Below are 25,828 nucleotides of genomic sequence, written 5' to 3'. Positions count from 1 at the left end.
GCAGCGGTCCCGGTGCCCCTCGGCGGCGCCCCCACGTCCGCGATGCGCGTCTCCGACATGCCGGCGCCCTGTTCGACTACTCCTCACACCCGGTTTTCACGAGGGCGCTACCGGTGGCCGGAATCGCTTTCTCGACATGTCCCCGCCATTCGGTTTCGCTCCGGATGAGGAAACGGGAAACGCCTGTTTCACCTTGTCCGGCCCAGCCGCCCGGCGCACTCTGATTCGCGTCTCCCTACGGCTGCCGGCCGGGGAGCAACGGAGGTAGGAGTGCGGGAGCACTGGCAGGATTTCGGGCGTGAGCTGCGCAGACGACGCATCGCGGCCGGGCTTTCTCTGCAACAGCTGGGACGGCGGGTCCACTACAGCAAGAGCCAGTTGAGCAAGGTGGAACGAGGACTCAAACGCCCCACCGCGGAGCTGGCGCGCCTCTGCGATTGCGCACTCGGTGCGGGTGGTGAACTGACCCGTCTCGTCGCGGTTCCGCACCCTCAGCCACCTTCGCCCAATTCCGGCAACGACGACGAGGTGTGGTTGATGCAACTCCGCAAGGACGGTTCCGGTTCCTTCCAACGCCTGAGGCGGCGTGACCTGATCGCGGCCGGCGCTGCGTCGGTGCTGACTCGTCAGACATCCGTTCCGCAGCCGGCGCTGCCTCGCCTGGAGGGGACCGAGGCGGTGGTCGACGCCTCTCGACTACTGTTCGGACAACTGCGTCGGCTCGGCCAGGCAGCGGGAGCGGCCCATGTGCTGCCACCGCTGATCGCCCAGACTCACAGCCTGGAGCATTTGGCGGTGGCCAGCGGGCCCCGGGGCCGCAAGGAGCTCTTGGTGCTGGCCTCACGCTATGCCGAGTACGCGGGCTGGATGGCGCAGGAGTCGGGTGACGAGACGGCCGCTCTCTGGTGGACAGACCGTGCCGTTCAGCTCGCCTCGGCGGGCGCGGACAAGGCGCTCGCTGTCTACGCGCAAGTGCGACGGTCCCTGATCAGTCTCTATCGCGGAGACATCCAGGAATCGATGGAATTAGCCGCATACGCCCTGCAGAGCGAGGCGCCGACGCGTGTTCGGGGACTGGCCGCCCAGCATCTGGCACAGGGCAGGGCAGTGAACGGCGACCACACCGGTTGTATGCGCAGCCTCGACCGCGCCAGGGAATTACTCGCGGAGGCAGCGATGGATCCCACACAGCCGGTACTCGGTGCCTCGAACCTGCCCGACGTGGTCTCGATGTTCACCGGCTGGTGCCTGTACGACCTGGGACGCCCCCGGCAGGCCGCCGTCATCCTCGACGAGGAGACCGCCCGCATCCCCGAACACGCGCTCCGCACCAGGACACGGTATGGGGTCCGCCGTGCCCTGGCCCACGCCTCGGCCGGCGATCTCGACCAGGCCTGCCACATCACCGCCGAACTACTGCCCACGTCGCGGCTCATCAGCTCCGCGACCGTTCAGGCCGACATACGCCGCCTCTGCCGAACGCTGGGCAGGCATTCCCGCAACGCGGCGGTACGGGAGTTGCTGCCGGAGCTGACGGCCTCGGCAGCGCACCCGGCCCATTCCTGAGAAGGGATCCGAAATGCACGAGATCTTCATCAACTACCGGACCAAAGGCGGCAAACCCTTCGCGTACATGTGCCACGACGTGCTCGCGAACCGGTTCGGCGAAGACAGTGTCTTCCTCGCCAGGAAGTCGATCGCCGAGGGGACGGACTTCGCCGAGGCCCTGTTACGAGGAGCCCGCGACTGCCGGGTCCTGCTGGCGCTGATCGACGAGGAGTGGCTGAACGCGCCCGACCGCCGACAGCCGGACCGGCGTGCTCTGGACAACCCTGATGACTGGGTGCGACGTGAGATAGAGGAAGCACTGGCCTCGGGAGCGGTCGTGGTTCCTCTCCTGATCGCTCGCAAGGTGGAGCAACTGGACGCTCGTACTCTGCCGCACTCCATCGCCGAACTCGCTCAATGCCAGTACGCACGGGTGGGTCACGCCACTCTGGCGGCGGATCTGAACAGGCTGGCGGACAGCCTCGTGCGACGCATCCCGGCCCTCGCCGCACTGGACCGGGCCCGGCGTGCGGTGGCAGACGAACGCCCACAGGATTCCGGGGTGCGCACCGATCACCAGAGCGGTGGCATAGGGAACGTCGGTGGATCGGTGGGAACCTTCGTCAACGAAGCGAACGCCCCGTTCCACACAGGCCGCGGCAATATCTACGGCGGCCCGCATTTCAGCGGGGACGGCACGAACTACGTCGCCGGTGACAACCATGGCGGGATTCGCCAGGGATTCGGCACTCGGACGCCTCGCGGAGGCGAAGAGCGGTGACCGCGGCTTCGCAATTCGCCTCCTTCGTCGGAGAGGCGTACGGCTCCGTCCACAGCGGAGAGGGAACCCAGTACAACTTCTACTTCCAGTCCACCGAGCAGTGGCTGCGCGATCAGGCTCGCAGGCGTCCGCGTTCGGTCGCCGAAGAGGACCGTCGGCATCTTCATGAGCGTTTCGTGGCCCCGCCCGGCCTGCAACACGCGCGCGATCTGTTGCGGGCCGAGCACACGGTTCTCGTCCGCGGCCACTCGGGCAGTGGACGGCGTGCGGCAGCCCTGATGCTGCTCCACGAGCTGCCGGTGCGCGAGGGCACTCTGCACGAGTTGCCGGACACCACCGACGACACCGCCGGCCCGCCTCTGGACGGCCGTGACGTAGGCCCGGGTGACCGGCTGCTGCTGGATCTCTCGGAGGCTGACGAGGCGCGCTACATCGCCGTACAGAACGCGCTGTCGGACTTTCGCAGCGCCGTGGCCGCCAACCACGCCTACCTCGTGGTGATACTCCCCCACCATCTCGGCTATCTCCTTCGCGGGGACCTTCGGTATCTCATGGCGGAGATCTCCCGTCCAAACGCCCGACGTGTACTCGCCACCCATCTCAGGTGTGCCGGCATCCGTCCGTCCGACGCTCTCCTGGGCGGTGCCGAACTCGCCTCCTTTCTGGCCCGGGCGCCCTTGCGCGACGTGGCAGCGCTCGCCGATCGCATCAACCGGCTTCGGAGGGCCTCCCCTGCCGACAGAGGCTTTCCGGACTGGCTCAAGCAGGCCTTGGAAGAACAGCACGACCAGGCCGAGAGGGTCGCGGCGGACTTCTCCGCAGCCCAGAACGGACGTCACAGAGCGCTCCAGCTGGCGGTCGCCATGTTCCACGAGGCCACCCCGGACGTGGTTCTGTACGCGGCGAACGGACTACTGGGACTGCTGAGCCACCCCCCGGATCCGACGCCTCGCCTGGAGCAGGCGGATCTCCATACAGAGCTGTCCGCCGTCCGCGCGGAAACGGGCCCGGATGGTCGCGTCCGGTTCACCGTCGACGGTTACGACCGTGCCGTGCGGCAACATTTCTGGACATTCCTCCCGGACATACGCCGAGAACTCCGTGATTGGCTCATGCGTCAAGCGGCCGATCCGGCGCTGGACCGGGTGATCCGGCGCGAGGCGGTGAACCGGTTCGCTTACCAGGCCCTGCGTGTCGCCCGGCCCGAGGATCTCGCCTGGCTCGCCCAACAGTGGACGGCGTCCAGAGCCCCCGCGTGGCTCATCCCCGAGGCCGCCCGCACCCTTGTCCTGGGGCTGGAGGACGACCACCACGGCCGCTTCTTCCGTCAGCGCATCTACGACTGGGCGACCTCGGACGACACAAGCCTTCACTGCCTCCGCGTCCTGGTCATGGTGTGTTCTCAGACGATGGCCCGCTCACACCCCGATCAGGCGCTGGTGCGTCTGCATCATCTGGCTCGCCGCTCGCATGAGGGGGTCCGGTGGGAAGCGCGGAAAGCCGTGGTCCAGTTGGTGTCAGCCGACGATCGCCTGTACCAGTTGATGCTGGAGCGACTCGCCGTCGGAGTCAGTCAGCGATCGTCCCAAGCCGATCTGGAGCTATTCCGGGATCTGGCGGACCCCGTTCGCCTGATCGGCCGCCGAAGCGTGCGCCATTCGCTGGCAGCCTGCTGGGCCGGGCTGCTGAGCGGCACGACGGACTGGCCGACGCATCTGCGCCTCTGGCTGGAAGCCGGCGAGACCGCGGCTGAGCGCGACCTCGTCGCCCAGGTTCTCGCCGCTGCCTGCGCCCAGGACGCGCGGTTGCTGGGACGCCTCTACCGAGTCGCCTTGGACTGGGTGCGCATCCGGCCCGAGCCCGGCCGCGCGGACATGGCGTCCCGCCTGCTGATGGCGATCAACGAGGCTCAGGGCATCCACGCGTACGGCCGTACCGCATGACGCCACCCCCGCGCCGTGCCCTATCTAGAACACCATGACGGGAGCTCTCTCATGAGTTCTGGCCATCGGGCCATGACCCTCTTCGTCACCCTTCTCCTGGGTCTGATGCTCGTCATACTCGGTCTGGCCATGGGCTGGTCCTGGTGGGCCTGGTCGGCCAGTGGCCCGCTGCTGCTGATCGCCGCGTTTGCGACACACCGGATGCTGAGCCCGAAGCGGGCGGAGATGCCCCGTGATGTCCTGTCCGCGCCGGACCTGCCGCTGCCCGAAACAGAGCGGCAGGAGCACCGGATCATGCATGTCGCGCTGCCCAGTTCCGTGGCCGACTACGACTTCTCCTTCTCGGCCACGGTCCGCTGGACCCTGCTGGACGCACCCGACGATGCCCCGTGGATCAATGCGGCAGGGCTGGCGGTCGAGGCGGTCCTGGAGCGGGCCAGGTCCGTAACAGCACAGCAGCCACCCAATCGCAGTTCCTTGGCCCGGCACCAGTTGGACGGCGCCTTGGCCACCATGCGGGTGGACGCCAGCGGACGTGTGATGGCCATGGCACACAGTGTCGAGCTGGACTTGCCTGAACACGATCGCGAGCGTCTCACCCGGCTTTCGAACGTACGCAAGGACGAAGACGTCTGGGAGCACGAACGCAATTACGAGCGCAGCAAAAGGGCCTACCTGGGTGAGGACGTCCTGAAGGACACCGGTAGCGCCGTGGTGTGGTGGTTGTCCAGAAACGAGGAGGAGGTCGAGGGTGCGGTCGATCGCATCGGGGTGTTCGCGCAGCTGTCCGCGGCGGCCAGAAACGAAAGCGTGGCGCCGCAATTCGAGCACATGGTGTACCAGCCCCGCGACCGCTCCGCCGAAGGAGAACCGGGCGATACCCCGCTGACATCCAACGACCCGGTCGGTGCCGAAACGGGTGACGAGGCGGAACCCCCCTTTCCCACCGACTCCGTGCTGGCCTGCTTCGGTATCTCCCCTGACGACCCCGACCGGGACCTGTTCGCCGCGCGACTCGCCGATGTGGCGAGGGCTCACGGCAAACACCACGCCGAGGCCGCCTTGCGCAGCTGCATCAGCGACGACGGGGATGACGGCAACGGGGAGGGGCACGGCCCCGAGAAGCCAACCGAGGACGGCTACGAGGGCGGATAAACGTCAACTCGGACGCGCCGAGACCCGGCCCCCGTAGTCGGGAAGCCGGGCCTCGGTGAGCGGGTGGGTGGGGTTTACAGGCCCGCTGCGGCGCGCAGGGCGTCGACGCGGTCCGTGCGCTCCCAGGTGAAGTCGGGCAGCTCGCGGCCGAAGTGGCCGTAGGCGGCGGTCTGGCCGTAGATCGGGCGGAGCAGGTCCAGGTCGCGGATGATCGCGGCCGGGCGGAGGTCGAAGACCTCGTCGATCGCCTTCTCGATCTTCTCGGGGTCGATCTTGTGGGTGCCGAAGGTCTCCACGAACAGACCGACGGGCTCGGCCTTGCCGATGGCGTAGGCCACCTGCACCTCGCAGCGGGAGGCCAGGCCGGCCGCCACGACGTTCTTGGCGACCCACCGCATCGCGTACGCCGCCGAGCGGTCCACCTTGGACGGGTCCTTGCCGGAGAAGGCGCCGCCACCGTGGCGGGCCATGCCGCCGTAGGTGTCGATGATGATCTTCCGCCCGGTCAGGCCGGCGTCGCCCATCGGGCCGCCGATCTCGAACCGGCCCGTCGGGTTGACCAGCAGCCGGTAGCCCTCGGTGTCCAGCTTGATGCCCTCGTCCAGCAGGGCCTTCAGCTCCGGCTCCACGACGAACTCGCGGATGTCGGGGGCGAGCAGCGACTCCAGGTCGATGTCGGAGGCGTGCTGGGAGGAGACCACCACCGTGTCCAGCCGGACCGCCTTGTCGCCGTCGTACTCGATGGTGACCTGCGTCTTGCCGTCCGGCCGCAGGTAGGGGATGGTGCCGTTCTTGCGGACCTCGGACAGGCGCTTGGACAGGCGGTGCGCCAGGAAGATCGGGAGCGGCATCAGGGTCGGCGTCTCGTCGGAGGCGTAGCCGAACATCAGGCCCTGGTCGCCCGCGCCCTGCCGGTCCAGCTCGTCGTCGTCGCCCTCGACCCGGGCCTCGTACGCGGCGTCGACACCCTGGGCGATGTCCGGGGACTGCGCGCCGATGGACACCGACACGCCGCAGGAGGCGCCGTCGAAGCCCTTCTTGGAGGAGTCGTAACCGATGTCCAGGATCTTGTTGCGGACGAGGGTCGCGATGTCCGCGTAGGCCTTGGTCGTCACCTCGCCGGCCACGTGCACCAGGCCGGTGGTGATGAGCGTCTCCACGGCGACCCGGGAGGTCGGGTCCTCACGCAGAAGCGCGTCGAGAATGGTGTCGCTGATCTGGTCAGCGATCTTGTCGGGGTGACCCTCGGTCACGGACTCCGAGGTGAACAGGCGACGGGACACAACGCTCCCTGTGGTTGCAGCGGCTGCTGGCTGATCATTTGCGATCGACGCTGGGCTGCGCCTGGCGTCGACCGTGAACAGTTTATCGGTCGCACTCCGCCGACGGGCCACCCGTCTCGCCTCTCGGGAGCGCTGTGACCTGCGGCACGGGCATTGTGCCCAATGGCCGGCGGCCTTGGCCAGGGGCGCCACGCCCAATTCGAGCGTGGCGCGAACACGGCTCAAGGGTGGCCCGACCGGGTGGCACGGTCAGCCCAGTCGGCGGACGACCAGGTTCCAGACGGTGTCGGCGAGGTCCTCCTTGGGGCCGTAGGGCACCGGGGTCTCGCTGCCGTCGGCGCCCAGCACCACGGCCTCGCTCTCCTCGGCGCCGAAGGTCTTGCGCTCCCCCACCTCGTTGACCACGAGCAGGTCACAGCCCTTGCGGGCGAGCTTGGTGCGGCCGTTGGCGAGGACGTCGTCGGTCTCGGCGGCGAAGCCGACGATCACCTGTCCGGGGCGGGCCCGGTCGGCCGATATCTCCGCGAGGATGTCCGGGTTGCGCACCAGGACGATCGGGTCCGGGTCCCGGCCGTCCTTCTTCTTGATCTTCCCGGCGGCATAGGCGGCCGGCCGGAAGTCGGCCACGGCGGCGGCCATGACCACGGCGTCGGCGTCCGCGGCGGCCTTCAGGACGGCCTCGCGCAGCTGCACGGCGGTGCCCACCCGGACGACGTCCACGCCCGCCGGGTCGGGCAGGCCGGTGTTGGCCGCGACCAGCGTGACCCGGGCGCCGCGGGCGGCGGCGGTGCGGGCGAGGGCGTAGCCCTGCTTGCCGGAGGAGCGGTTGCCGAGGAAGCGGACCGGGTCGAGGGGTTCACGGGTGCCGCCGGCGGAGATGACGACGTGCCGTCCTTCGAGGTCGGGCGCGGCGCTGCCGCGGGCCAGCACCCGGCGGCAGACCTCGAAGATCTCGGCCGGGTCGGGCAGCCGACCCTTGCCGGTGTCGACGCCGGTCAGGCGGCCGACGGCGGGCTCGATGACGACGGCGCCGCGGCGGCGCAGGGTGGCGACGTTCTCCTGGGTGGCCGGGTGCTCCCACATCTCGGTGTGCATCGCGGGGGCGAAGACCACCGGGCAGCGGGCGGTGAGCAGGGTGTTGGTCAGCAGGTCGTCGGCGAGGCCGTGGGCGGCCTTGGCGAGCATGTCGGCGGTGGCCGGGGCCACCACCACCAGGTCGGCGTGCTGGCCGATGCGGACGTGCGGGACCTCGTGGACGTCGCTCCAGACCTCGGTGGCGACCGGGTTGCCGGACAGCGCGGACCAGGTGGCGGCGCCGACGAAGTGCAGCGCGGCGGCGGTGGGCACCACGCGGACGTCGTGGCCCGACTCCGTGAACCGTCTCAGCAGCTCACAGGCCTTGTACGCGGCGATACCGCCGCTGACCCCCAGCACGACCTTCGGCTTGTCCACCATGGCTCCTCGCATTCGAGAATCTGCACCACCCATGACACACCACAGGCCCGGCAGCGTGACTGCCGGGCCTGTGGATAAGTCAACCGCGATCTGAAAGTACTACTGCGCCGGGCCGTCGACAGCCTCGGAGGTCAGCAGACCGGCGTTGATCTCACGCAGGGCGATCGAGAGCGGCTTCTCGTGCACGTGCGTGTCGACGAGCGGACCGACGTACTCAAGGAGGCCCTCACCGAGCTGCGAGTAGTACGCGTTGATCTGGCGGGCACGCTTGGCCGCGTAGATCACGAGGCTGTACTTCGAGTCGGTCGCCTCAAGAAGCTCGTCGATCGGCGGGTTGATGATGCCCTCGGGCGCGGTGATGGAAGAGGACACGCTCTACCTTCCGATGGATGGGAAAGAATCAGACATCGTGATCACAGTCACGATCACACAACGTCCATCAAGGCTAGCAGCTCGCGGGCCACGTCCTCGACGGAGGTGTTGACCAAGGTCACATCGAACTCCGGCTCGGCCGCCAGCTCGGTCCGCGCCGCCTCAAGACGGCGCTCGATGACCTCCGGCGACTCGGTCCCCCGGCCGGTCAGCCTGCGCACCAGCTCCTCCCAGGAGGGCGGAGCCAGGAACACCAGCTGGGCGTCGGACATGGACTCGCGGACCTGCCGGGCGCCCTGGAGGTCGATCTCCAGCAGGACGGGCTCGCCCTTCTCCAGCCGCTCCAGCACGGCCGCGCGGGGCGTGCCGTAACGGTTGCCGGCGAACTCGGCCCACTCCAGCAGCTCGCCGTTGGCGATCAGCTTGTCCATCTCCTCGTCGGTGACGAAGAAGTAGTGGACTCCGTGCTGCTCGCCGGGGCGCGGGGTGCGGGTGGTCGCCGACACCGAGAGCCAGACGTCGGGGTGTTCCTTGCGCATATGGGCGACGACCGTGCTCTTGCCGACCCCCGAGGGGCCGGAGAGCACGGTCAGCCGCGGACGTTCACTCATGCAGCGATTATTCCAGCAATCCCGGGGTGCCCGGGACTCCCGGTCCGCCGGGCGGGCGGACTCAGGAGCCGGTGCTGCCGAACTCACGCTCCAGGGAGGCGATCTGGTTCGAACCGAGACCGCGCACGCGGCGGCTCTCGGAGATGCCCAGACGCTCCATGATCTGCTTGGCGCGGACCTTGCCCACGCCCGGCAGGGACTCCAGCAGCGCGGAGACCTTCATCTTGCCGATGACGTCGTTTTCCTGGCCCTGCTTGATGACCTCGTGCAGGGAGGCGCCGGAGTGCTTGAGTCGATTCTTGACCTCGGCCCGCTCCCGGCGAGCCGCGGCGGCCTTTTCGAGCGCGGCTGCGCGCTGTTCAGGGGTAAGGGGCGGAAGAGCCACGCCTACGTCACCTCGGATGTCGAACTGTCGGATACGGACCGGTGAGGAACCTAGTCGCCCCACACCTGGGGGTTACGGGCAACACGCTGCCCGACCTCCCCCTGCCTTGAGGGGCACGGGAGGTGTCCCCACTGCCTCGGAGACTAGCGGGCAAGTCCGCCAGAGTCAGCGAGAACAGCGGAAAAGTCCTGGTCAGCCTCCGTCAGGTCGGACATTTTGCACATATTGCCCCTGATTTGAGGCTGTATTCACACCACGGGCGGCGTGATCCGGCTCCGCCGGGAGCCGGACCGGCGGCTCAGCCCGCGGTGACGGCCTCCCGGATCTGCGTCGCGAACCGCTCGGCCGCCCCGCGCAGCGCCTGCGCGTCGGGCCCGTGCCGCAGCACACCCCGGCTGACGTTGGGCACGACGTTGCGGACGGCCGCCCCGAAGACCCGCGGGAGATCGGCCGGGGTCGCGCCCTGGGCGCCGATCCCGGGGGCGAGGAGCGGGCCGCCCATGTCCAGGTCGTACGACGACAGGTCGCCGAGGGTGGCGCCGACGACCGCGCCGAACGAGCCCAGCGGCTCCTCCCCCGCGTTCTCGGCCGCCAGGTGGGCCAGCATGGTCGCCCCGACCGTCCGGCCGTCGGCGCGCACCGCGTGCTGCACCTCGCCGCCCTCCGGGTTCGAGGTGAGCGCCAGCACGAACAGTCCGGCACCGCTCTCCCGCGCCAGCGCGACGGCCGGGGAGAGCGAGCCGTAGCCGAGATACGGCGAGACGGTCAGGGCGTCGGAGAACAGCGGGGCGTCCGGGCGCAGGAACGCCTCGGCGTAGGCGGCCATGGTGGAGCCGATGTCGCCGCGCTTGGCGTCCGTCACGACCAGGGCGCCGGCCGCGCGCGCCTCCTGGACCGACTTCTCCAGCACGGCGAGGCCGCGCGAGCCGAACCGCTCGAAGAAGGCGCTCTGCGGCTTCAGGACGGCCACCCGGTCGGCCAGGGCCTCGACCACCGTGCGGCTGAACCGCTCCAGGCCGGCGATGTCGTCGTCCAGGCCCCACTCGGCGAGCAGGGAGGCGTGCGGGTCGATGCCGACGCACAGCGGGCCGCGCTCGTCCATGGCGCGGCGCAGCCGGGCGCCGAAGGGCTCCGGAAGGGTCATGCGGGCTTCCTCACATCGGCGCCGACCGCGTCGGCGAGGGTGGCGTACGGGCTGGTGCGCAGGCGGGCGGCGAGGCCCTTGTGGATCGACCGACACCAGAAGGGGCCCTCGTAGATGAAGGCGCTGTAGCCCTGGACCAGCGTCGCACCGGCCAGGATGCGCTGCCAGGCGTCCTCGGCGGTCTCGATGCCGCCGACGCCCACCAGGGTGATCCGGTCGCCCACGCGCGCGTACAGGCGCCGCAGGACCTCCAGGGAGCGTGCCTTGAGCGGCGCCCCGGACAGCCCGCCGGTCTCCGCCACCAGCGCGGGCGCGGAACGAAGGCCCAGGCCCTCGCGGGCGATGGTGGTGTTGGTGGCGATGATGCCGTCCAGGCCCAGTTCCACGGCGAGGTCGGCGACCGCGTCGATGTCCTCGTCCGCGAGGTCGGGGGCGATCTTCACCAGCAGCGGGACGCGCCGGCCGGGGACGGCGCGGTCGGCGGCCTCGCGCACGGCGCCGAGCAGCGGGCGCAGGTGGTCCACCGCCTGGAGGTCGCGCAGGCCGGGGGTGTTGGGCGAGGAGACGTTGACGACCAGGTAGTCCGCGTACGGCGCCAGCCGCTCGGCCGACTTCACGTAGTCGGCGACGGCCTCCGCCTCGGGGACGACCTTGGTCTTGCCGATGTTGACGCCGACGACGGTCTTGAAGACCGCCTCGCGGGAGGCCAGACGGGCCGCCACGGCCAGCGAGCCGTCGTTGTTGAAGCCCATGCGGTTGATCAGCGCGCGGTCGGCGACGAGCCGGAACAGCCGCTTCCTGGGGTTGCCGGGCTGCGGCTCCCCCGTCACCGTGCCGATCTCGACGTGGTCGAAGCCCAGCATGGACATCCCGTCGATCGCGACGGCGTTCTTGTCGAAGCCGGCGGCCAGCCCGAACGGGCCGTGCATCCGCAGCCCGAACGCCTCGGTGCGCAGCTCCTTGTGGCGGGGCGCGAGGACGGCGGCGACGAAGGTGCGCAGCACGGGGACGCGGGCGGCGAGACGGATCCACCGGAAGGCCAGGTGGTGCGCCTGCTCCGGGTCCATGCGCCGGAAGACCAACTTGAAAAAGATCTTGTACATGGTGTCCTCGTGAAGAGGGGGACACCGTTTCCGGTGTCCCCCTCGGGGCTGCTAGTCGCGGGCGGCGGTCAGGCGTTCCGCGTGTTCCTGCAGGGAGCGGACGCCCACGTCCCCGTGGTTGAGGGCGTCGATGCCCTGGACGGCCGCCGCGAGCGCCTGGACCGTGGTCAGGCACGGCACGGAGCGGGCCACCGCGGCCGTACGGATGTCGTAGCCGTCGAGGCGGCCGCCGGTGCCGTACGGGGTGTTGACGATGAGGTCGACCTCGCCGTCGTGGATGAGCTGGACGATGGTCCGCTCGCCGTTCGGCCCGGTGCCCTCGGACTGCTTGCGCACGACCGTGGCGTTGATGCCGTTGCGCTTGAGGACCTCGGCGGTGCCGGAGGTGGCCAGCAGCTCGAAGCCGTGGGCGACCAGCTCGCGCGCCGGGAAGATCATCGAGCGCTTGTCGCGGTTGGCGACCGAGATGAACGCGCGGCCCTTGGTGGGCAGCGGGCCGTAGGCACCCGCCTGGGACTTGGCGTACGCCGTGCCGAAGACGGAGTCGATGCCCATGACCTCGCCCGTGGAGCGCATCTCCGGGCCGAGCACGGTGTCCACGCCCCGGCCGTGGATGTCGCGGAACCGCGACCACGGCAGGACGGCCTCCTTGACGGAGATCGGCGCGTCCAGCGGCAGCTCGCCGCCGTCGCCGTTCTTCGGCAGCAGCCCCTCGGCGCGCAGCTCGGCGATGGTCGCGCCCAGCGAGATCCGGGCGGCGGCCTTGGCGAGCGGCACCGCGGTCGCCTTGGAGGTGAAGGGCACCGTGCGGGAGGCGCGCGGGTTGGCCTCCAGGACGTAGAGGATGTCGCCGGCCATCGCGAACTGGATGTTGATCAGCCCGCGCACGCCGACGCCCTTGGCGATGGCCTCGGTGGAGGCGCGCAGCCGCTTGATGTCGAAGCCGCCGAGGGTGATCGGGGGCAGGGCGCACGCCGAGTCGCCGGAGTGGATGCCGGCCTCCTCGATGTGCTCCATCACACCGCCGAGGTACAGCTCCTCGCCGTCGTAGAGCGCGTCGACGTCGATCTCGATGGCGTCGTCCAGGAAGCGGTCGACGAGGACCGGCCGGGAGGGGCTGATCTCGGTCGACTCGGCGATGTAGGAGGCGAGGCGGGTCTCGTCGTAGACGATCTCCATGCCGCGTCCGCCGAGCACGTACGACGGGCGGACCAGGACCGGGTAGCCGATCTCGTCGGCGATGGCCTTGGCCTCGGCGAAGGTGGTGGCCGTGCCGTGCTTGGGGGCCGGCAGACCCGCCTCGGCCAGGACGCGGCCGAAGGCGCCGCGGTCCTCGGCGGCGTGGATGGCCTCCGGGGAGGTGCCCACGATCGGCACGCCGTTGTCCTTCAGGGCCTGCGACAGGCCGAGCGGGGTCTGGCCGCCGAGCTGGACGATGACGCCCGCGACGGGTCCGGCCTGCTGCTCCGCGTGGACGATCTCCAGCACGTCTTCCAGCGTCAGCGGCTCGAAGTACAGGCGGTCGGAGGTGTCGTAGTCGGTGGAGACGGTCTCCGGGTTGCAGTTGACCATCACGGTCTCGTACCCGGCGTCGGCCAGCGCGAAGGAGGCGTGGACGCAGGAGTAGTCGAACTCGATGCCCTGGCCGATGCGGTTCGGGCCGGAGCCGAGGATGATGACGGCCGGCTTCTGGCGCGGGGCGACCTCGCTCTCCTCGTCGTAGGAGGAGTAGAAGTACGGCGTCTTCGCGGCGAACTCGGCGGCGCAGGTGTCGACCGTCTTGTAGACCGGGCGGATGCCGAGGGCGTGCCGGACCTCGCGGACGACATCCTCGCGCAGGCCGCGGATCTCGCCGATCTGCTGGTCGGAGAAGCCGTGCCGCTTGGCCTCGGCGAGCAGGTCGGCGGTCAGCTCCGGGGCCTCGGCCAGCTCGTCCGCGATCTCCTTGATCAGGAAGAGCTGGTCCACGAACCAGGGGTCGATCTTCGTGTACTCGAAGACCTCCTCGGGCGTGGCGCCGGCCCGGATGGCCCGCATGACGGTGTTGATCCGGCCGTCGGTGGGCCGTACGGCCTCGCGCAGCAGGGTGTCCTTGTCGCCCGGGTCGCCGACGAAGGTGAACTGGCTGCCCTTCTTCTCCAGCGAGCGCAGCGCCTTCTGGAAGGCCTCGGGGAAGTTGCGGCCGATGGCCATGGCCTCGCCGACCGACTTCATGGTGGTGGTCAGCGTGGAGTCGGCCTGCGGGAACTTCTCGAAGGCGAACCGGGGGGCCTTGACGACCACGTAGTCCAGGGTCGGCTCGAAGGAGGCCGGGGTCTCGGCGGTGATGTCGTTCGGGATCTCGTCCAGCGTGTAGCCGACGGCCAGCTTGGCGGCGATCTTGGCGATCGGGAAGCCGGTGGCCTTGGACGCGAGCGCCGAGGAACGCGACACGCGCGGGTTCATCTCGATGACGATCACGCGGCCGTCCTCGGGGTTGACCGCGAACTGGATGTTGCAGCCGCCGGTGTCGACGCCGACCTCGCGGATGATCGCGATGCCGACGTCGCGCAGCACCTGGTACTCGCGGTCGGTCAGCGTCATCGCGGGCGCGACGGTGATGGAGTCGCCGGTGTGCACGCCCATCGGGTCGAAGTTCTCGATGGAGCAGACGACCACGACGTTGTCGTTCTTGTCGCGCATCAGCTCCAGCTCGTACTCCTTCCAGCCGAGGATGGACTCCTCCAGGAGCACTTCGGTGGTCGGGGAGAGCGTCAGGCCCTGGCCGGCGATGCGGCGCAGCTCCTCCTCGTCGTGCGCGAAGCCGGAGCCGGCGCCGCCCATGGTGAAGGAGGGGCGGACGACGACCGGGTAGCCGCCGAGGGTCTCGACGCCCTTGAGGACGTCGTCCATGGAGTGGCAGATCACCGAGCGGGCGGACTCGCCGTGCCCGATCTTCTTGCGGACCTCCTCCACGACGCCCTTGAACAGGTCGCGGTCCTCGCCCTTGTGGATCGCCTCGGGCTTGGCGCCGATCAGCTCCACGCCGTACTTGGCGAGCACGCCGTTCTCGTGCAGGGAGATGGCGGTGTTCAGGGCCGTCTGGCCGCCCAGGGTGGGCAGCAGGGCGTCCGGGCGCTCCTTGGCGATGATCTTCTCGACGAACTCGGGAGTGATCGGCTCGACGTAGGTGGCGTCGGCGATCTCCGGGTCGGTCATGATCGTCGCCGGGTTGGAGTTGACCAGGATGACGCGCAGGCCCTCGGCCTTGAGCACGCGGCACGCCTGGGTGCCGGAGTAGTCGAACTCGGCGGCCTGGCCGATGACGATCGGGCCGGAGCCGATGACCAGGACGGACTGGATATCGGTGCGCTTAGGCACGCTGGCCCTCCATCAGGGAAACGAAGCGGTCGAACAGGTAGGCGGCGTCGTGCGGACCGGCTGCCGCTTCGGGGTGGTACTGGACGGAGAAGGCGGGCTGGTCGAGCAGCTGGAGCCCCTCCACGACGTTGTCGTTCAGGCAGACGTGCGAGACCTCGGCGCGGCCGAACCTCGTGTCGCTGACCTTGTCGAGCGGCGCGTCCACGGCGAAGCCGTGGTTGTGCGCGGTGACCTCGACCTTGCCGGTCGTACGGTCCTGGACCGGCTGGTTGATGCCGCGGTGGCCGTACTTCAGCTTGTAGGTGCCGAAGCCGAGGGCGCGGCCGAGGATCTGGTTGCCGAAGCAGATGCCGAACAGGGGCGTCCTGCGCTCCAGGACGGCGGTCATCAGCGCGACGGGGCCGTCCGCGGTCGCCGGGTCGCCGGGGCCGTTGGAGAAGAACACGCCGTCCGGGTCGACGGCGTAGACGTCGTCGGCGGTGGCGGTGGCGGGCAGGACGTGCACCTCGATGCCGCGCTCGGCCATGCGGTGCGGGGTCATGCCCTTGATGCCGAGGTCGATGGCGGCGACGGTGAAGCGCTTCTCGCCGACGGCCGGGACGACGTACGCCTCCTTGGTCGCGACCTCCTCGTAGAGGCTCGCGCCCTTCATGTGCGGCTGGGCCTGCACACGCGCCAGCAGCTCCGCCTCGGGGGCGACGGCCGCGCCGGAGAAGATGCCGGCCCGCATCGAGCCGCGCTCGCGCAGGTGGCGGGTGAGGGCGCGGGTGTCGATGCCGGAGATGCCGACGACGCCCTGGCGCTCCAGCTCGTCGTCCAGGGAGCGCTTGGCCCGCCAGTTGGACGGCACGCGCGCGGGGTCGCGCACGACGTAGCCGGAGACCCAGATGCGGCCCGACTCGTCGTCCTCGTCGTTCCAGCCGGTGTTGCCGATCTGCGGGGCGGTCGCGACGACGATCTGGCGGTCGTACGACGGGTCGGTGAGGGTCTCCTGGTAGCCGGTCATGCCGGTGGAGAACACGGCTTCGCCGAAGGTCTCCCCCACGGCCCCGTAGGCGCGGCCGCGGAAGGTGCGGCCGTCCTCCAGGACGAGTACGGCGGGAACCCTGGCGGTTCCCCTGGTGGAGGTCGTCATCGTGCGCCTTCCGTGTCGTTGGTCATCTTGTTCAGGGTGTCGACCCACTCGGCGTGCTCGGCCGAGCGGTCCGAGCGGAAACCGGAGTCGATCAGTTTGTCGCCGTGCTGCCAGGTCACCACCAGCAGTCCGCCCTCGGGGAGGACCTTTCCGGCGATGCCCTTGTCCAGGCGGGCGCCGCGCAGGGCGGCCCGGGGGACGAAGAAGTCGGCGGCGCCGGGGCGCTCGACCTCCAGGCCCGCGTCGGTCAGGGTGAGCTCGGCCCGGCTGCGGGTGCCCAGGCCGTGGGCCACGATGCGGTCCAGCCACTGCCCGGCGGTGGTGGAGCCGTGGTAGCGGCCGCTCATGCTCAGTCTGGCCGGGCCGGCGTCCTCGGGCGCGGCGGGCAGCGGCGGCAGGCCCGCCTGGAGGGTGCCGCGCCACTTCCAGCCCTCGCGCATCAGCCAGTAGACCAGCGCGATGAACAGGACCAGACCGACGAGCCAGCCGATCCGGGCCCCCCAGTCGGTGACCTCGGCCGACTTCTTCGCCTCGGCCAGCAGGATTACAGGTGTCACGTGAGCTTCCCGTCGACGAGCGTGACCTTGCCCCGCAGCCACGTGTGCGTCACACGGCCCGGCAGCTCACGGCCCTCGTAGGGGGTGTTGCGGCTGCGCGAGGCGAAGCCCGCGGGGTCCACCGGGCCACGGTATGCCGTGTCGACAAGGGTGAGGTTGGCGGGTTCACCGGCCGAGACGGGACGGCCGTGACCGGTGGCCTGTCCGATGCGCGCGGGCTTGACGGACATCCGGTCGGCGACGCCGGCCCAGTCCAGCAGGCCCGTGTCGACCATGGTCTCCTGGACCACCGACAGCGCGGTCTCCAGGCCGACCATGCCCATGGCGGCGGCGGCCCACTCGCAGTCCTTGTCCTCGTGCGGGTGCGGGGCGTGGTCGGTGGCGACGATGTCGATCGTGCCGTCGGCGAGCGCCTCGCGCAGGGCCATGACGTCGCGCTCGGTGCGCAGCGGCGGGTTGACCTTGTAGACGGGGTTGTAGGTGCGCACCAGTTCGTCGGTCAGCAGCAGGTGGTGCGGGGTGACCTCGGCGGTGACCCGGATGCCGCGGGACTTGGCCCAGCGGACGATCTCGACGCTGCCGGCGGTCGACAGGTGGCAGATGTGGACGCGGGAGCCGACGTGCTCGGCGAGCAGCACGTCCCGGGCGATGATCGACTCCTCGGCGACGGCCGGCCAGCCGCCCAGGCCCAGCTCGGCGGAGACGACGCCCTCGTTCATCTGGGCGCCCTCGGTGAGCCGCGGCTCCTGCGCGTGCTGGGCGACGACGCCGTCGAAGGCCTTCACGTATTCCAGGGCGCGGCGCATGATCACCGCGTCGTCCACGCACTTGCCGTCGTCGGAGAAGACGGTGACGCCGGCGGCGGACTCGTGCATGGCGCCGAGCTCGGCGAGCTTCTTGCCCTCCAGGCCGACGGTGACGGCGCCGATGGGCCGGACGTCGCAGTAACCGTGCTCCCGGCCGAGCCGCCAGACCTGCTCCACCACGCCGGCGGTGTCGGCGACCGGGAAGGTGTTGGCCATGGCGAAGACGGCCGTGTAGCCGCCGCTCGCCGCGGCGCGGGTGCCGGTCAGGACGGTCTCGGAGTCCTCACGGCCCGGCTCGCGCAGATGGGTGTGCAGGTCGACCAGGCCCGGCAGCAGCACCTTGCCGGCGGCCTCGACGACCTCGGCGCCCTCGGCGGCGAGGCCCGTGCCCACCTCGGCGATGGTCTCGCCGTCGATCAGCACGTCCTGCGGCTCGCCGCCGAGCACCTTCGCACCACGGATCAGGATCTTGCTCATGGTCTTACTTCTCCTCGGTACGAGAGTGGGTGACGGCGGGCTCGTTGCCACCGAGCAGCAGGTAGAGGACGGCCATCCGGATGGAGACGCCGTTGGCGACCTGTTCGACGGCGGTGCAGCGGCCGGAGTCGGCGACCTCGGCGGTGATCTCCATGCCGCGGACCATCGGGCCGGGGTGCATCACGATCGCGTGCTCGGGCAGCCTGGCCATGCGGTCGCCGTCCAGGCCGTAGCGCCGGGAGTACTCGCGCTCGGTCGGGAAGAAGGCCGCGTTCATGCGCTCGCGCTGGACGCGGAGCATCATCACGGCGTCGCACTTGGGCAGCGTGCTGTCCAGGTCGTAGGAGACCTCGCACGGCCAGGACTCGACGCCGACCGGCACCAGGGTGGGCGGGGCGACCAGGGTGACCTCGGCGCCGAGGGTGTGCAGCAGGTCGACGTTGGAGCGGGCGACCCGGCTGTGCAGGACGTCGCCGACGATGGTGATCCGCTTGCCGGACAGGTCCTGGCCGAGCCCGGTGTCACGGCCGACCAGCCGGCGGCGCAGGGTGAAGGCGTCCAGCAGGGCCTGGGTGGGGTGCTGGTGGGTGCCGTCGCCGGCGTTGATGACGGCCGCGTCGATCCAGCCGGAGTTGGCGAGCCGGTACGGGGCCCCGGAGGCGCCGTGCCGGATGACCACGGCGTCGACGCCCATCGCCTCCAGGGTCTGGGCGGTGTCCTTCAGGGACTCGCCCTTGGACACCGACGAGCCCTTGGCGGAGAAGTTGATGACGTCCGCGGACAGCCGCTTCTCGGCGGCCTCGAAGGAGATACGCGTCCGCGTGGAGTCCTCAAAGAAGAGGTTGACGACCGTCCGGCCGCGCAGGGTCGGCAGCTTCTTGATCGGCCGGTCGGCGACCCGGGCCATCTCCTCGGCGGTGTCGAGGATCAGGACGGCGTCGTCGCGGGTGAGGTCGGCGGCCGAGATGAGATGGCGCTGCATCTGACAGGCTCCGTAAGGCAGTTCATTCGGGAGATTTCGGGCAGGCAGGCGCGTGCGGGGGCACGCCGGGGCGGCCGTGCGCCTGTCGTGCTACTGGGCGGCCGGCTTCGCACCGAGCAGCACGGTGTCGCGACCGTCCTCCTCGGCGAGCTGGACCTTGACCGTCTCCCGCAGCGACGTGGGGAGGTTCTTGCCGACGTAGTCGGCGCGGATCGGCAGTTCGCGGTGGCCGCGGTCGACCAGGACCGCGAGCTGCACCGCGCGGGGGCGCCCGATGTCGTTCAGCGCGTCGAGGGCGGCGCGGATGGTGCGGCCGGAGAAGAGCACGTCGTCGACGAGGACGACCAGCTTGCCGTCGATGCCGTCACCGGGGATCTCGGTGCGGGCCAGCGCACGCGGCGGGTGCATGCGCAGGTCGTCGCGGTACATGGTGATGTCGAGGGAGCCGACCGGGATCTCGCGGTCGGTGATCTGCGCCAGCTTGGCGGCGAGCCGCCGGGCGAGGAAGACGCCCCGGGTCGGAATGCCGAGGAGCACCACGTCGTCTGCGCCCTTGGCGCGCTCGACGATCTCGTGGGCGATACGGGTGAGCACCCGCGCGATGTCGGGGCCTTCGAGCACGGGCCGGGCATCGGACGCTTGCGGATGCACGGGGGTGGCGTGCGTGTCCATACGAAACGGACCTCCTTCTCCGCCTCACGGGACGGACCTTAAAGGACGTCGGAATTGCGCCATCCACCGTAGCAGGTCTCCGGAGGGCCTTCTGTCACCCCCTTGGCCTAACGGGCGGCCGCTACCACGGAAGAGTCGGTGTGGACCATTCGGCTTGACGCAGGAGAGTCACGCTGCGTAACCTCACAGTGAGTTACCAGCCGCGCGGCGGGAAGACAGTCCGGCCGCGTCGACACAGTGTCCGGGGAGCTATATGTCCAGCGAATACGCCAAACAGCTCGGGGCCAAGCTCCGGGCCATCCGCACCCAGCAGGGCCTTTCCCTCCACGGTGTCGAGGAGAAGTCCCAGGGTCGCTGGAAGGCCGTGGTGGTGGGTTCGTACGAGCGCGGCGACCGTGCCGTGACCGTGCAGCGCCTCGCCGAGCTGGCCGATTTCTATGGCGTTCCGGTGCAGGAGCTCCTGCCGGGCACGACGCCGGGCGGCGCCGCCGAGCCGCCGCCGAAGCTGGTCCTGGACCTGGAGCGGCTGGCCACCGTGCCGACCGAGAAGGCGGGCCCCCTGCAGCGCTACGCGGCGACGATCCAGTCCCAGCGCGGTGACTACAACGGCAAGGTGCTCTCCATCCGCCAGGACGATCTGCGCACACTCGCCGTCATCTACGACCAGTCGCCCTCGGTCCTCACCGAGCAGCTGATCAGCTGGGGCGTCCTGGACGCGGACGCGCGCCGCGCGGTGGCCACGCACGAAGACGCGTGACAACCAGCCATACGTAAGCAGAAACGTGCCGCCGGGGTGGCCGGAATCTTACGGTTCCGGCCACCCCGGCGGCGTTTTCACGGCTTCCGGAGCCAGGGCGGGCACGGGGCGGCCTCCAGGGGCGCCCGGGCCGGCAGCGGCGCGCACAGACGCCGAAGAGGCGCGGGGAACCGCGCGACCGGCCGGACGCCCCTCGGGCCGCCCGGCCGCCGCGGTTCCCCGCGCCTGATGTCGCTGTCGGCTAAGCGCGACGCAGCGTCGGCTTGAGTTCCTTCAGCCGGCCCAGCAGGCCGTTGACGAACGACGGCGACTCGTCGGTGGAGAACTCCTTCGCCAGCTGCACCATCTCGTCCAGGACGACGGCGTCCGGGGTCTCGTCGACCCAGATCAGCTCGTACGCCCCCAGCCGCAGGATGTTGCGGTCCACGACCGGCATCCGGTCGAGCGTCCACCCCACCGCGTACTGGGAGATCAGCTCGTCGATCCGCGGCGCGTGCTCGGCGTAGCCCTCGACCAGCTGCATCGTGTACTCGCTGACCGGGGGCTGCCGGGTGTCGGCCCGGGAGAGCCGGACCCAGTCCGCGAGAACCGTCAGGACGTCCGCGCCGCGCTGGTCGCCCTCGAAGAGGATCTGGAAGGCGCGCTTGCGGGCCGTGTTGCGGGCAGCCACGGTTAGCTGTTCACCCGGCCGAGGTAGTCGCTGGTACGGGTGTCGACCTTGATCTTCTCACCGGTGGTGATGAAGAGCGGGACCTGGATCTGGTGACCGGTCTCCAGGGTGGCGGGCTTGGTGCCACCGGTGGAGCGGTCGCCCTGGACGCCCGGCTCGGTCTCGGCGACGGTCAGCTCGACGGCGGCCGGCAGCTCCACGAAGAGCACCTCGCCCTCGTGCTGGGCGACGGTGGCCTCGAAGCCCTCGATGAGGAAGTTGGCGGCGTCGCCGACGACCTTGCGGTCGATCATCAGCTGGTCATAGGTCTCCATGTCCATGAAGACGAAGTAGTCGCCGTCCATGTACGAGAACTGCATGTCGCGCTTGTCGACAGTGGCCGTCTCGACCTTGACGCCGGCGTTGAAGGTCTTGTCGACCACCTTGCCGGACAGCACGTTCTTGAGCTTGGTGCGCACGAAGGCCGGGCCCTTGCCGGGCTTGACGTGCTGGAACTCGACGACGGACCAGAGCTGGCCGCCTTCGAGCTTGAGCACCAGGCCGTTCTTGAGGTCGTTCGTGGAAGCCACGGTTGCGGAATCTCCTGGACTGACGTACGACCCCGGGGTCACGCGCTACAGCGCGAGCAGCTCCTTGGTCGTGATGGTGAGTAGCTCGGGTCCGCCGTCCGCCTCGGGGCGCACGACGAGCGTGTCATCGATCCGGACACCGCCCCGGCCCGGGAGGTGGACCCCCGGTTCGACGGTGACCGGCACGCAAGCGTCCAGTTTACCCATGGCCGAGGGCGCCAACTGAGGGTCCTCCTCGATTTCGAGTCCGACACCGTGCCCGGTCAGCGGTGGCAGGGCTTCCGCATAGCCCGCCGAGTCCAGTACCTGGCGTGCCGCGCGGTCGACGTCACGGCAGGCCGCTCCGGGCGCGAGGAACTCCCGTCCGGCGCGCTGGGCGGCGAAGACGAGGTCGTACAGCTCGATCTGCCAGTCCGCGGGCGAGGTGCCGATGACGAAGGTACGGCCGATTTCGCAGCGATAGCCGCGGTAGGTGGCCCCGAGGCAGACGGAGAGGAAGTCGCCCTCCTCCACGCGCCGGTCGGTGGGGCGGTGGCTGCGGCGGCCGGCGTGCGGCCCGGTGGCCACGGAGGTGGGGAAGGCCGGGCCGTCGGCGCCGTGGTCGACCAGCCGCCGCTCCAGCTCCAGCGCGAGGTGCCGTTCGGTGCGGCCGACCAGGATGGACTCCAGCAGCTCGCCGAGGGCCTGGTCGGCGATCTCGGCGCCGATGCGCAGGCAGGAGATCTCCTCCTCGTCCTTGACCACCCTGAGCTGTTCCACGGCTCCGCCGAGGTCGGTCAGGCGGAGTCCGGGGGCGACGGCGGCGAGGGCGCGGTGGCGGGCCACCGTGAGGTGGTGTTCCTCGATCGCCAGGGAGTCGGCGCCCCGGGCCAGGGCCAGGCCGGCCGCGGCCACGGCGGTGTCGCCGCCGTTCGCCGGCAGGACGTGCAGGCGCACGCTCTCGTCCGGTCTGCCTTCACAGGGGCGGTCGCCCGGCGGGCCGGCGCACACCAGGAGGTCCTCGCTCCCGCCGAGCAGCAGGACGGCACCCCGCGGGGCCGCTGCGGCGAGATAGCGGACGTTGGCCGGGCGGGTGACGAGCGCTGCCGCGGTGCCCGCCGCGTTGACGTGGTCCCTCAGCCGGGATCGGCGGTTCGCGTACACCTCTGACATGAGATGAGCGTAGGAGTTTTGTCCGGGTTGTGCCGATTGGGAGGGGCCGAGTGGGGTGGGAGGGTGCCCGCCTACCAGTTCGGCGGGCTCGCTATCGCTCTCGCCAGCACCTCGTCCAGGACCCTCGCCGTTCCGGGGATGTCCAGCTGGGAGTTGTCGATGATCGGCAGGCCCGAGCCGTACCAGCCGGCCATGCGGCCGTGGATGCGGGCCACCTCCTCGTCGGTGAGGCGACGGTTGCCGGTGCGTTCCGCGTTGCGCTCCAGGACGATGTCCAGGCCCGGGAGCAGGACGACCGGGAGCAGGCCGGGGCCCACGTGCCGCTTCCAGCCGCCGAGGCCCACGACCGGGCGGTCCGGGAAGACGGCGTCGTCCAGGATGCAGGAGATGCCGTTGGCCAGGAAGTTCCGGGCGGCGAAGCCGCAGGTGCGACGGGCCAGGCGGTACTGGGCCTCCGAGTTCTCGTTCCAGCCGGACTGGGGGTCGGCGAAACCGGAGCGGACCCATTCGCGCACGTCGTCCAGGCTGATGTGGGCGGTGGGGACGCGCCGGTGGTCCGCCCAGTACCTGGCGACGCTGGTCTTGCCCGCACCGGCCGGGCCGATGAGGAGTACGGCGAGGGTGGCGCCCGCCGGGTCGGGGGCCGGGGCGGTGGCGGGCGGCACCGCGGGCGCGCCGGCCGGGCCGCCGGGCGGCAGCGGCACATGCCCGGTGGCGTCGTGGGACGACGGGGCCGGTACGTGGTGCGCGGGCGGCGGGCCGGAGGGCGCGGGGGGCTGCCGCGGGGCCGTGGACGGCGGCGGCACGGGGGGCTGGTGGGAAGCCGGGGGCTGCTGCGGGGCCGGCGGGACGGGGCCCGGCGGGGTGGCCGGGAAGCCCGGGGGCGGCGGGGGTACGGGCGCGGGCCGCCGGGGGGCTCCCGGGTGCGGGCCCTGGGGATGGGAGGCCGACTGATACGAGGCCGGCTGGTGGGGAGCCGGCTGATGGGGAGCCGGCGCCCAGCCGGCGTGCGGCCCCTGCCCCGGCTGGTGGGGCGGCGGCAGCGGAGAACCCACTGCGTGCTGCATCCGTTGCCACTTTCGTCTCGTACAGGCACTGTGCTGGCGGCGGCGGGGGCACGCCCCCACTGCCTACCGAACGGTACCGTCCCCGGCCGTCGTTCGGTGAAACGGCCGGGGGCGGTCCGAAGTGCCCGTTCGGGGAAGGGAATCGGACGGAGGGAACAGTCCGGGACCTACTGCCCGACCTCGCCGTACGCGGCGAGGAGGACGGCCGGGTCGGGGCCTTCCAGGACGGTGGGCCTGGCCAGTCCGTCCAGGACGATGAAGCGGAGCAGGTCGCCGCGGGACTTCTTGTCGACCTTCATCGTCTCCAGCAGCTTGGGCCACTGGTCGTAGCGGTAGTGCAGCGGCAGGCCGACGGCTTCCAGGATGGCGCGGTGGCGGTCGGCCGTCGCGTCGTCCAGGCGGCCCGCCAGGCGGCCCAGTTCGGCGGCGAAGTGCATGCCGACGGAGACCGCGGCACCGTGCCGCCACTTGTACCGCTCGTTCTTCTCGATGGCGTGGCCCAGGGTGTGGCCGTAGTTGAGAATCTCCCGCAGGCCGGACTCCTTCAGGTCGGCGGAGACCACCTCGGCCTTGACCCGGATCGACCGCTCGATCAGCTCCGCGGTGTGCGGACCGGCCGGGGTGCGGGCGGCCTCGGGGTCGGCCTCGATCAGGTCCAGGATCACCGGGTCGGCGATGAATCCCGCCTTGATGACCTCGGCCAGACCCGAGACGTAGTCGTGGACCGGCAGCGAGTCCAGCGCGGCCAGGTCGCACAGCACCCCGGCGGGCGGGTGGAAGGCACCGACGAGGTTCTTGCCCTCGGCCGTGTTGATCCCGGTCTTGCCGCCGACCGCCGCGTCCACCATGGCGAGCACCGTGGTCGGGATCGCCACCCAGCGCACCCCGCGCAGCCAGGTCGCCGCGACGAATCCGGCCAGGTCCGTGGTGGAGCCGCCGCCGACGCCGACGATGACGTCCGTGCGGGTGAAGCCGCACTGGCCCAGCGCCTTCCAGCAGTAGGCGGCGACCTCGGCGGTCTTGGCCTCCTCCGCGTTGGGCACCTGGATGGCGACGGCCTCGTACCCCTGCCCGGCCAGATCGGCCCGCAGCGCCTCACCGGTCTCGCCGAGCGCCTCCGGGTGGATCACCGCGACCCGCTTGGCCCGCTCGCCGATCAGTCCGGCCAGCTCGCCCAGCAGTTGCCGGCCGACCAGCACCTCGTAGGCGTCCGTGCCCGCCGTGGCCCCGACCTGGATCCGGGTGACTGCCTCGCTCATCGCTGCTTCAACTCCAGTGCGTCCAGCACGCTCTGCGTGACCTCTTCGGGGGTACGGCCGTCCGTCGCCACCACCGCGACCGCGACCTGTTCGTACAGGTGCCGGCGGGCTTCCATCAGCTCGCGCCACTGCTTGCGCGGGTTGACCGCGAGCAGCGGGCGGGCCACGTTCAGGCCGGTGCGCTTGACGGCCTCCTCGACCTCCATCGACAGGTAGACCACCCGGTGCCCGGCCAGCAGCGCCCGTGTCTCCTCGTCCAGGACGGCGCCGCCGCCCAGCGCCACGACGCCGTCGTGCTCGGCGAGGGCCGTCCGCACGGCCGTCTTCTCCAGCGCGCGGAAGGCGGGCTCGCCCTCGTCCACGAAGATCTCGGCGATGGTGCGGCCCTGGGCGGCCACGATGTCGTCGTCGGTGTCCCGATAGCCCACGCCGAGGTACTCGGCCAGCAGCCGGCCCACCGTGGACTTGCCCACGCCCATCGGGCCGACCAGGACGATCGCCGGCATGGCGCTCACCTGATCGCCAGGTGGTCGAGGTAGGAGCGGACGTTGCGGCGGGTCTCGGTGACACTGTCGCCACCGAACT

At 70.5% G+C, this 25,828-nt stretch carries 24 protein-coding genes; 5 read left to right on the top strand and 19 right to left on the bottom strand.

The annotated features are described in order from the left end of the window. Window positions 1-270: 270 nt before the first annotated feature. The 4 genes from ABD350_RS16920 to ABD350_RS16905 all read left to right on the top strand — a co-directional run bounded on the left by ABD350_RS16920 (window position 271) and on the right by ABD350_RS16905 (window position 5,427). On the top strand, window positions 271-1,566 hold the full coding sequence (locus ABD350_RS16920) for a helix-turn-helix domain-containing protein (protein ID WP_344348946.1): 1,296 nt from the start codon (window positions 271-273) through the stop codon (window positions 1,564-1,566). A gap of 13 nt (window positions 1,567-1,579) precedes the next feature. After that, window positions 1,580-2,329, top strand: a complete 750-nt coding sequence (locus ABD350_RS16915) for a toll/interleukin-1 receptor domain-containing protein (protein WP_344348945.1) — start codon at window positions 1,580-1,582, stop codon at window positions 2,327-2,329. Beyond that, window positions 2,326-4,272 carry a hypothetical protein gene (locus ABD350_RS16910; protein ID WP_344348944.1) on the top strand — a complete coding sequence of 649 codons (1,947 nt, stop codon included), beginning with the start codon at window positions 2,326-2,328 and terminating at the stop codon, window positions 4,270-4,272. Before ABD350_RS16915 ends, ABD350_RS16910 begins: the two co-directional genes overlap by 4 nt. Window positions 4,273-4,344: 72 nt before the next feature. Then, a complete protein-coding gene (locus tag ABD350_RS16905; RefSeq protein ID WP_344348943.1) occupies window positions 4,345-5,427 on the top strand; it encodes a hypothetical protein in 1,083 nt (360 codons plus the stop codon). 74 nt (window positions 5,428-5,501) lie between these two features. Here the strand turns inward: ABD350_RS16905 and metK are convergent, their stop codons facing one another. The 13 genes from metK to pyrR all read right to left on the bottom strand — a co-directional run bounded on the left by metK (window position 5,502) and on the right by pyrR (window position 19,769). Further along, the gene (metK, locus tag ABD350_RS16900; protein WP_167512953.1) at window positions 5,502-6,710 is read right to left on the bottom strand and encodes a methionine adenosyltransferase; all 1,209 of its coding nucleotides are present in this window, start codon (window positions 6,708-6,710) and stop codon (window positions 5,502-5,504) included. A gap of 249 nt (window positions 6,711-6,959) precedes the next feature. Continuing rightward, on the bottom strand, window positions 6,960-8,162 hold the full coding sequence (coaBC, locus tag ABD350_RS16895) for a bifunctional phosphopantothenoylcysteine decarboxylase/phosphopantothenate--cysteine ligase CoaBC (protein WP_344349009.1): 1,203 nt from the start codon (window positions 8,160-8,162) through the stop codon (window positions 6,960-6,962). Window positions 8,163-8,264: 102 nt separating this feature from the next. Next, window positions 8,265-8,537 carry a DNA-directed RNA polymerase subunit omega gene (rpoZ, locus tag ABD350_RS16890; protein ID WP_030620214.1) on the bottom strand — a complete coding sequence of 91 codons (273 nt, stop codon included), beginning with the start codon at window positions 8,535-8,537 and terminating at the stop codon, window positions 8,265-8,267. A 53-nt stretch (window positions 8,538-8,590) separates the two neighbouring features. Beyond that, on the bottom strand, window positions 8,591-9,148 hold the full coding sequence (gmk, locus tag ABD350_RS16885; protein ID WP_344348941.1) for a guanylate kinase: 558 nt from the start codon (window positions 9,146-9,148) through the stop codon (window positions 8,591-8,593). Between the two features lie 61 nt (window positions 9,149-9,209). Next, window positions 9,210-9,533 carry an integration host factor gene (locus ABD350_RS16880; protein WP_003977346.1) on the bottom strand — a complete coding sequence of 108 codons (324 nt, stop codon included), beginning with the start codon at window positions 9,531-9,533 and terminating at the stop codon, window positions 9,210-9,212. Between the two features lie 298 nt (window positions 9,534-9,831). Next, on the bottom strand, window positions 9,832-10,677 hold the full coding sequence (gene pyrF / locus ABD350_RS16875; RefSeq protein WP_344348939.1) for an orotidine-5'-phosphate decarboxylase: 846 nt from the start codon (window positions 10,675-10,677) through the stop codon (window positions 9,832-9,834). Then, on the bottom strand, window positions 10,674-11,780 hold the full coding sequence (locus tag ABD350_RS16870; protein ID WP_344348938.1) for a quinone-dependent dihydroorotate dehydrogenase: 1,107 nt from the start codon (window positions 11,778-11,780) through the stop codon (window positions 10,674-10,676). Before ABD350_RS16870 ends, pyrF begins: the two co-directional genes overlap by 4 nt. A 51-nt stretch (window positions 11,781-11,831) precedes the next feature. Continuing rightward, window positions 11,832-15,140, bottom strand: coding sequence for a carbamoyl-phosphate synthase large subunit (gene carB, locus ABD350_RS16865; RefSeq protein WP_344348937.1), 3,309 nt, complete (start codon window positions 15,138-15,140; stop codon window positions 11,832-11,834). Continuing rightward, a complete protein-coding gene (gene carA / locus ABD350_RS16860; RefSeq protein WP_344348936.1) occupies window positions 15,133-16,275 on the bottom strand; it encodes a glutamine-hydrolyzing carbamoyl-phosphate synthase small subunit in 1,143 nt (380 codons plus the stop codon). The genes carB and carA overlap by 8 nt, the downstream gene beginning before the upstream one ends. Further along, window positions 16,272-16,832 (bottom strand): PH-like domain-containing protein, encoded by a 561-nt coding sequence (locus ABD350_RS16855; protein WP_344348935.1) that lies wholly within the window; start codon window positions 16,830-16,832, stop codon window positions 16,272-16,274. The genes carA and ABD350_RS16855 overlap by 4 nt, the downstream gene beginning before the upstream one ends. Beyond that, window positions 16,829-18,115: a dihydroorotase gene (locus tag ABD350_RS16850; protein WP_344348934.1), complete on the bottom strand. Its 1,287-nt coding sequence runs from the start codon at window positions 18,113-18,115 to the stop codon at window positions 16,829-16,831. Before ABD350_RS16850 ends, ABD350_RS16855 begins: the two co-directional genes overlap by 4 nt. Before the next feature lie 4 nt (window positions 18,116-18,119). Beyond that, window positions 18,120-19,097 carry an aspartate carbamoyltransferase catalytic subunit gene (locus ABD350_RS16845; RefSeq protein WP_344348933.1) on the bottom strand — a complete coding sequence of 326 codons (978 nt, stop codon included), beginning with the start codon at window positions 19,095-19,097 and terminating at the stop codon, window positions 18,120-18,122. A 90-nt stretch (window positions 19,098-19,187) separates the two neighbouring features. Beyond that, entirely contained in the window at window positions 19,188-19,769 is a 582-nt protein-coding gene (pyrR, locus tag ABD350_RS16840; protein WP_344348932.1) for a bifunctional pyr operon transcriptional regulator/uracil phosphoribosyltransferase PyrR, read from the bottom strand. Window positions 19,770-20,022: 253 nt separating this feature from the next. Here pyrR and bldD point away from each other — a divergent pair, with 253 nt between their 5' ends. Then, the gene (bldD, locus tag ABD350_RS16835; RefSeq protein WP_344348931.1) at window positions 20,023-20,526 is read left to right on the top strand and encodes a transcriptional regulator BldD; all 504 of its coding nucleotides are present in this window, start codon (window positions 20,023-20,025) and stop codon (window positions 20,524-20,526) included. Between the two features lie 241 nt (window positions 20,527-20,767). On the opposite strand, the gene nusB is transcribed toward bldD, so the two are convergent. The 6 genes from nusB to ABD350_RS16805 all read right to left on the bottom strand — a co-directional run bounded on the left by nusB (window position 20,768) and on the right by ABD350_RS16805 (window position 25,749). Beyond that, complete coding sequence (gene nusB / locus ABD350_RS16830) at window positions 20,768-21,196, bottom strand: transcription antitermination factor NusB (protein ID WP_344348930.1); 429 nt, start codon at window positions 21,194-21,196, stop codon at window positions 20,768-20,770. Window positions 21,197-21,198: 2 nt separating this feature from the next. After that, window positions 21,199-21,765: an elongation factor P gene (gene efp / locus ABD350_RS16825; protein WP_030795020.1), complete on the bottom strand. Its 567-nt coding sequence runs from the start codon at window positions 21,763-21,765 to the stop codon at window positions 21,199-21,201. Between the two features lie 45 nt (window positions 21,766-21,810). Further along, window positions 21,811-22,917 (bottom strand): aminopeptidase P family protein, encoded by a 1,107-nt coding sequence (locus ABD350_RS16820; RefSeq protein WP_344348929.1) that lies wholly within the window; start codon window positions 22,915-22,917, stop codon window positions 21,811-21,813. Window positions 22,918-22,988: 71 nt separating this feature from the next. Next, complete coding sequence (locus ABD350_RS16815) at window positions 22,989-23,984, bottom strand: AAA family ATPase (RefSeq protein WP_344348928.1); 996 nt, start codon at window positions 23,982-23,984, stop codon at window positions 22,989-22,991. A 167-nt stretch (window positions 23,985-24,151) separates the two neighbouring features. Further along, entirely contained in the window at window positions 24,152-25,243 is a 1,092-nt protein-coding gene (gene aroB / locus ABD350_RS16810; RefSeq protein WP_344348927.1) for a 3-dehydroquinate synthase, read from the bottom strand. Next, complete coding sequence (locus ABD350_RS16805) at window positions 25,240-25,749, bottom strand: shikimate kinase (protein WP_344348926.1); 510 nt, start codon at window positions 25,747-25,749, stop codon at window positions 25,240-25,242. The genes aroB and ABD350_RS16805 overlap by 4 nt, the downstream gene beginning before the upstream one ends. Between the last annotated feature and the right edge of the window lie 79 nt (window positions 25,750-25,828).

This window comes from Streptomyces nogalater, assembly GCF_039532885.1.
Taxonomy (GTDB): Bacteria; Actinomycetota; Actinomycetes; order Streptomycetales; family Streptomycetaceae; genus Streptomyces; species Streptomyces nogalater.
Note: the sequence above shows the minus strand (reverse complement) of the source record. Positions and strands in the feature narration are given on the sequence as shown.

Coding starts and splice junctions, on each gene's coding strand:
- ABD350_RS16915 (WP_344348945.1), top strand. CDS start 1,580: ATGCACGAGATCTTCATCAACTACCGGACCAAAGGCGGCAAACCCTTC.
- ABD350_RS16905 (WP_344348943.1), top strand. CDS start 4,345: ATGACCCTCTTCGTCACCCTTCTCCTGGGTCTGATGCTCGTCATACTC.
- gmk (WP_344348941.1), bottom strand. CDS start 9,148: ATGAGTGAACGTCCGCGGCTGACCGTGCTCTCCGGCCCCTCGGGGGTC.
- pyrF (WP_344348939.1), bottom strand. CDS start 10,677: ATGACCCTTCCGGAGCCCTTCGGCGCCCGGCTGCGCCGCGCCATGGAC.
- ABD350_RS16870 (WP_344348938.1), bottom strand. CDS start 11,780: ATGTACAAGATCTTTTTCAAGTTGGTCTTCCGGCGCATGGACCCGGAG.
- carA (WP_344348936.1), bottom strand. CDS start 16,275: ATGACGACCTCCACCAGGGGAACCGCCAGGGTTCCCGCCGTACTCGTC.
- ABD350_RS16850 (WP_344348934.1), bottom strand. CDS start 18,115: ATGAGCAAGATCCTGATCCGTGGTGCGAAGGTGCTCGGCGGCGAGCCG.
- ABD350_RS16845 (WP_344348933.1), bottom strand. CDS start 19,097: ATGCAGCGCCATCTCATCTCGGCCGCCGACCTCACCCGCGACGACGCC.
- pyrR (WP_344348932.1), bottom strand. CDS start 19,769: ATGGACACGCACGCCACCCCCGTGCATCCGCAAGCGTCCGATGCCCGG.
- bldD (WP_344348931.1), top strand. CDS start 20,023: ATGTCCAGCGAATACGCCAAACAGCTCGGGGCCAAGCTCCGGGCCATC.
- ABD350_RS16820 (WP_344348929.1), bottom strand. CDS start 22,917: ATGTCAGAGGTGTACGCGAACCGCCGATCCCGGCTGAGGGACCACGTC.
- ABD350_RS16815 (WP_344348928.1), bottom strand. CDS start 23,984: ATGCAGCACGCAGTGGGTTCTCCGCTGCCGCCGCCCCACCAGCCGGGG.
- aroB (WP_344348927.1), bottom strand. CDS start 25,243: ATGAGCGAGGCAGTCACCCGGATCCAGGTCGGGGCCACGGCGGGCACG.
- ABD350_RS16805 (WP_344348926.1), bottom strand. CDS start 25,749: ATGCCGGCGATCGTCCTGGTCGGCCCGATGGGCGTGGGCAAGTCCACG.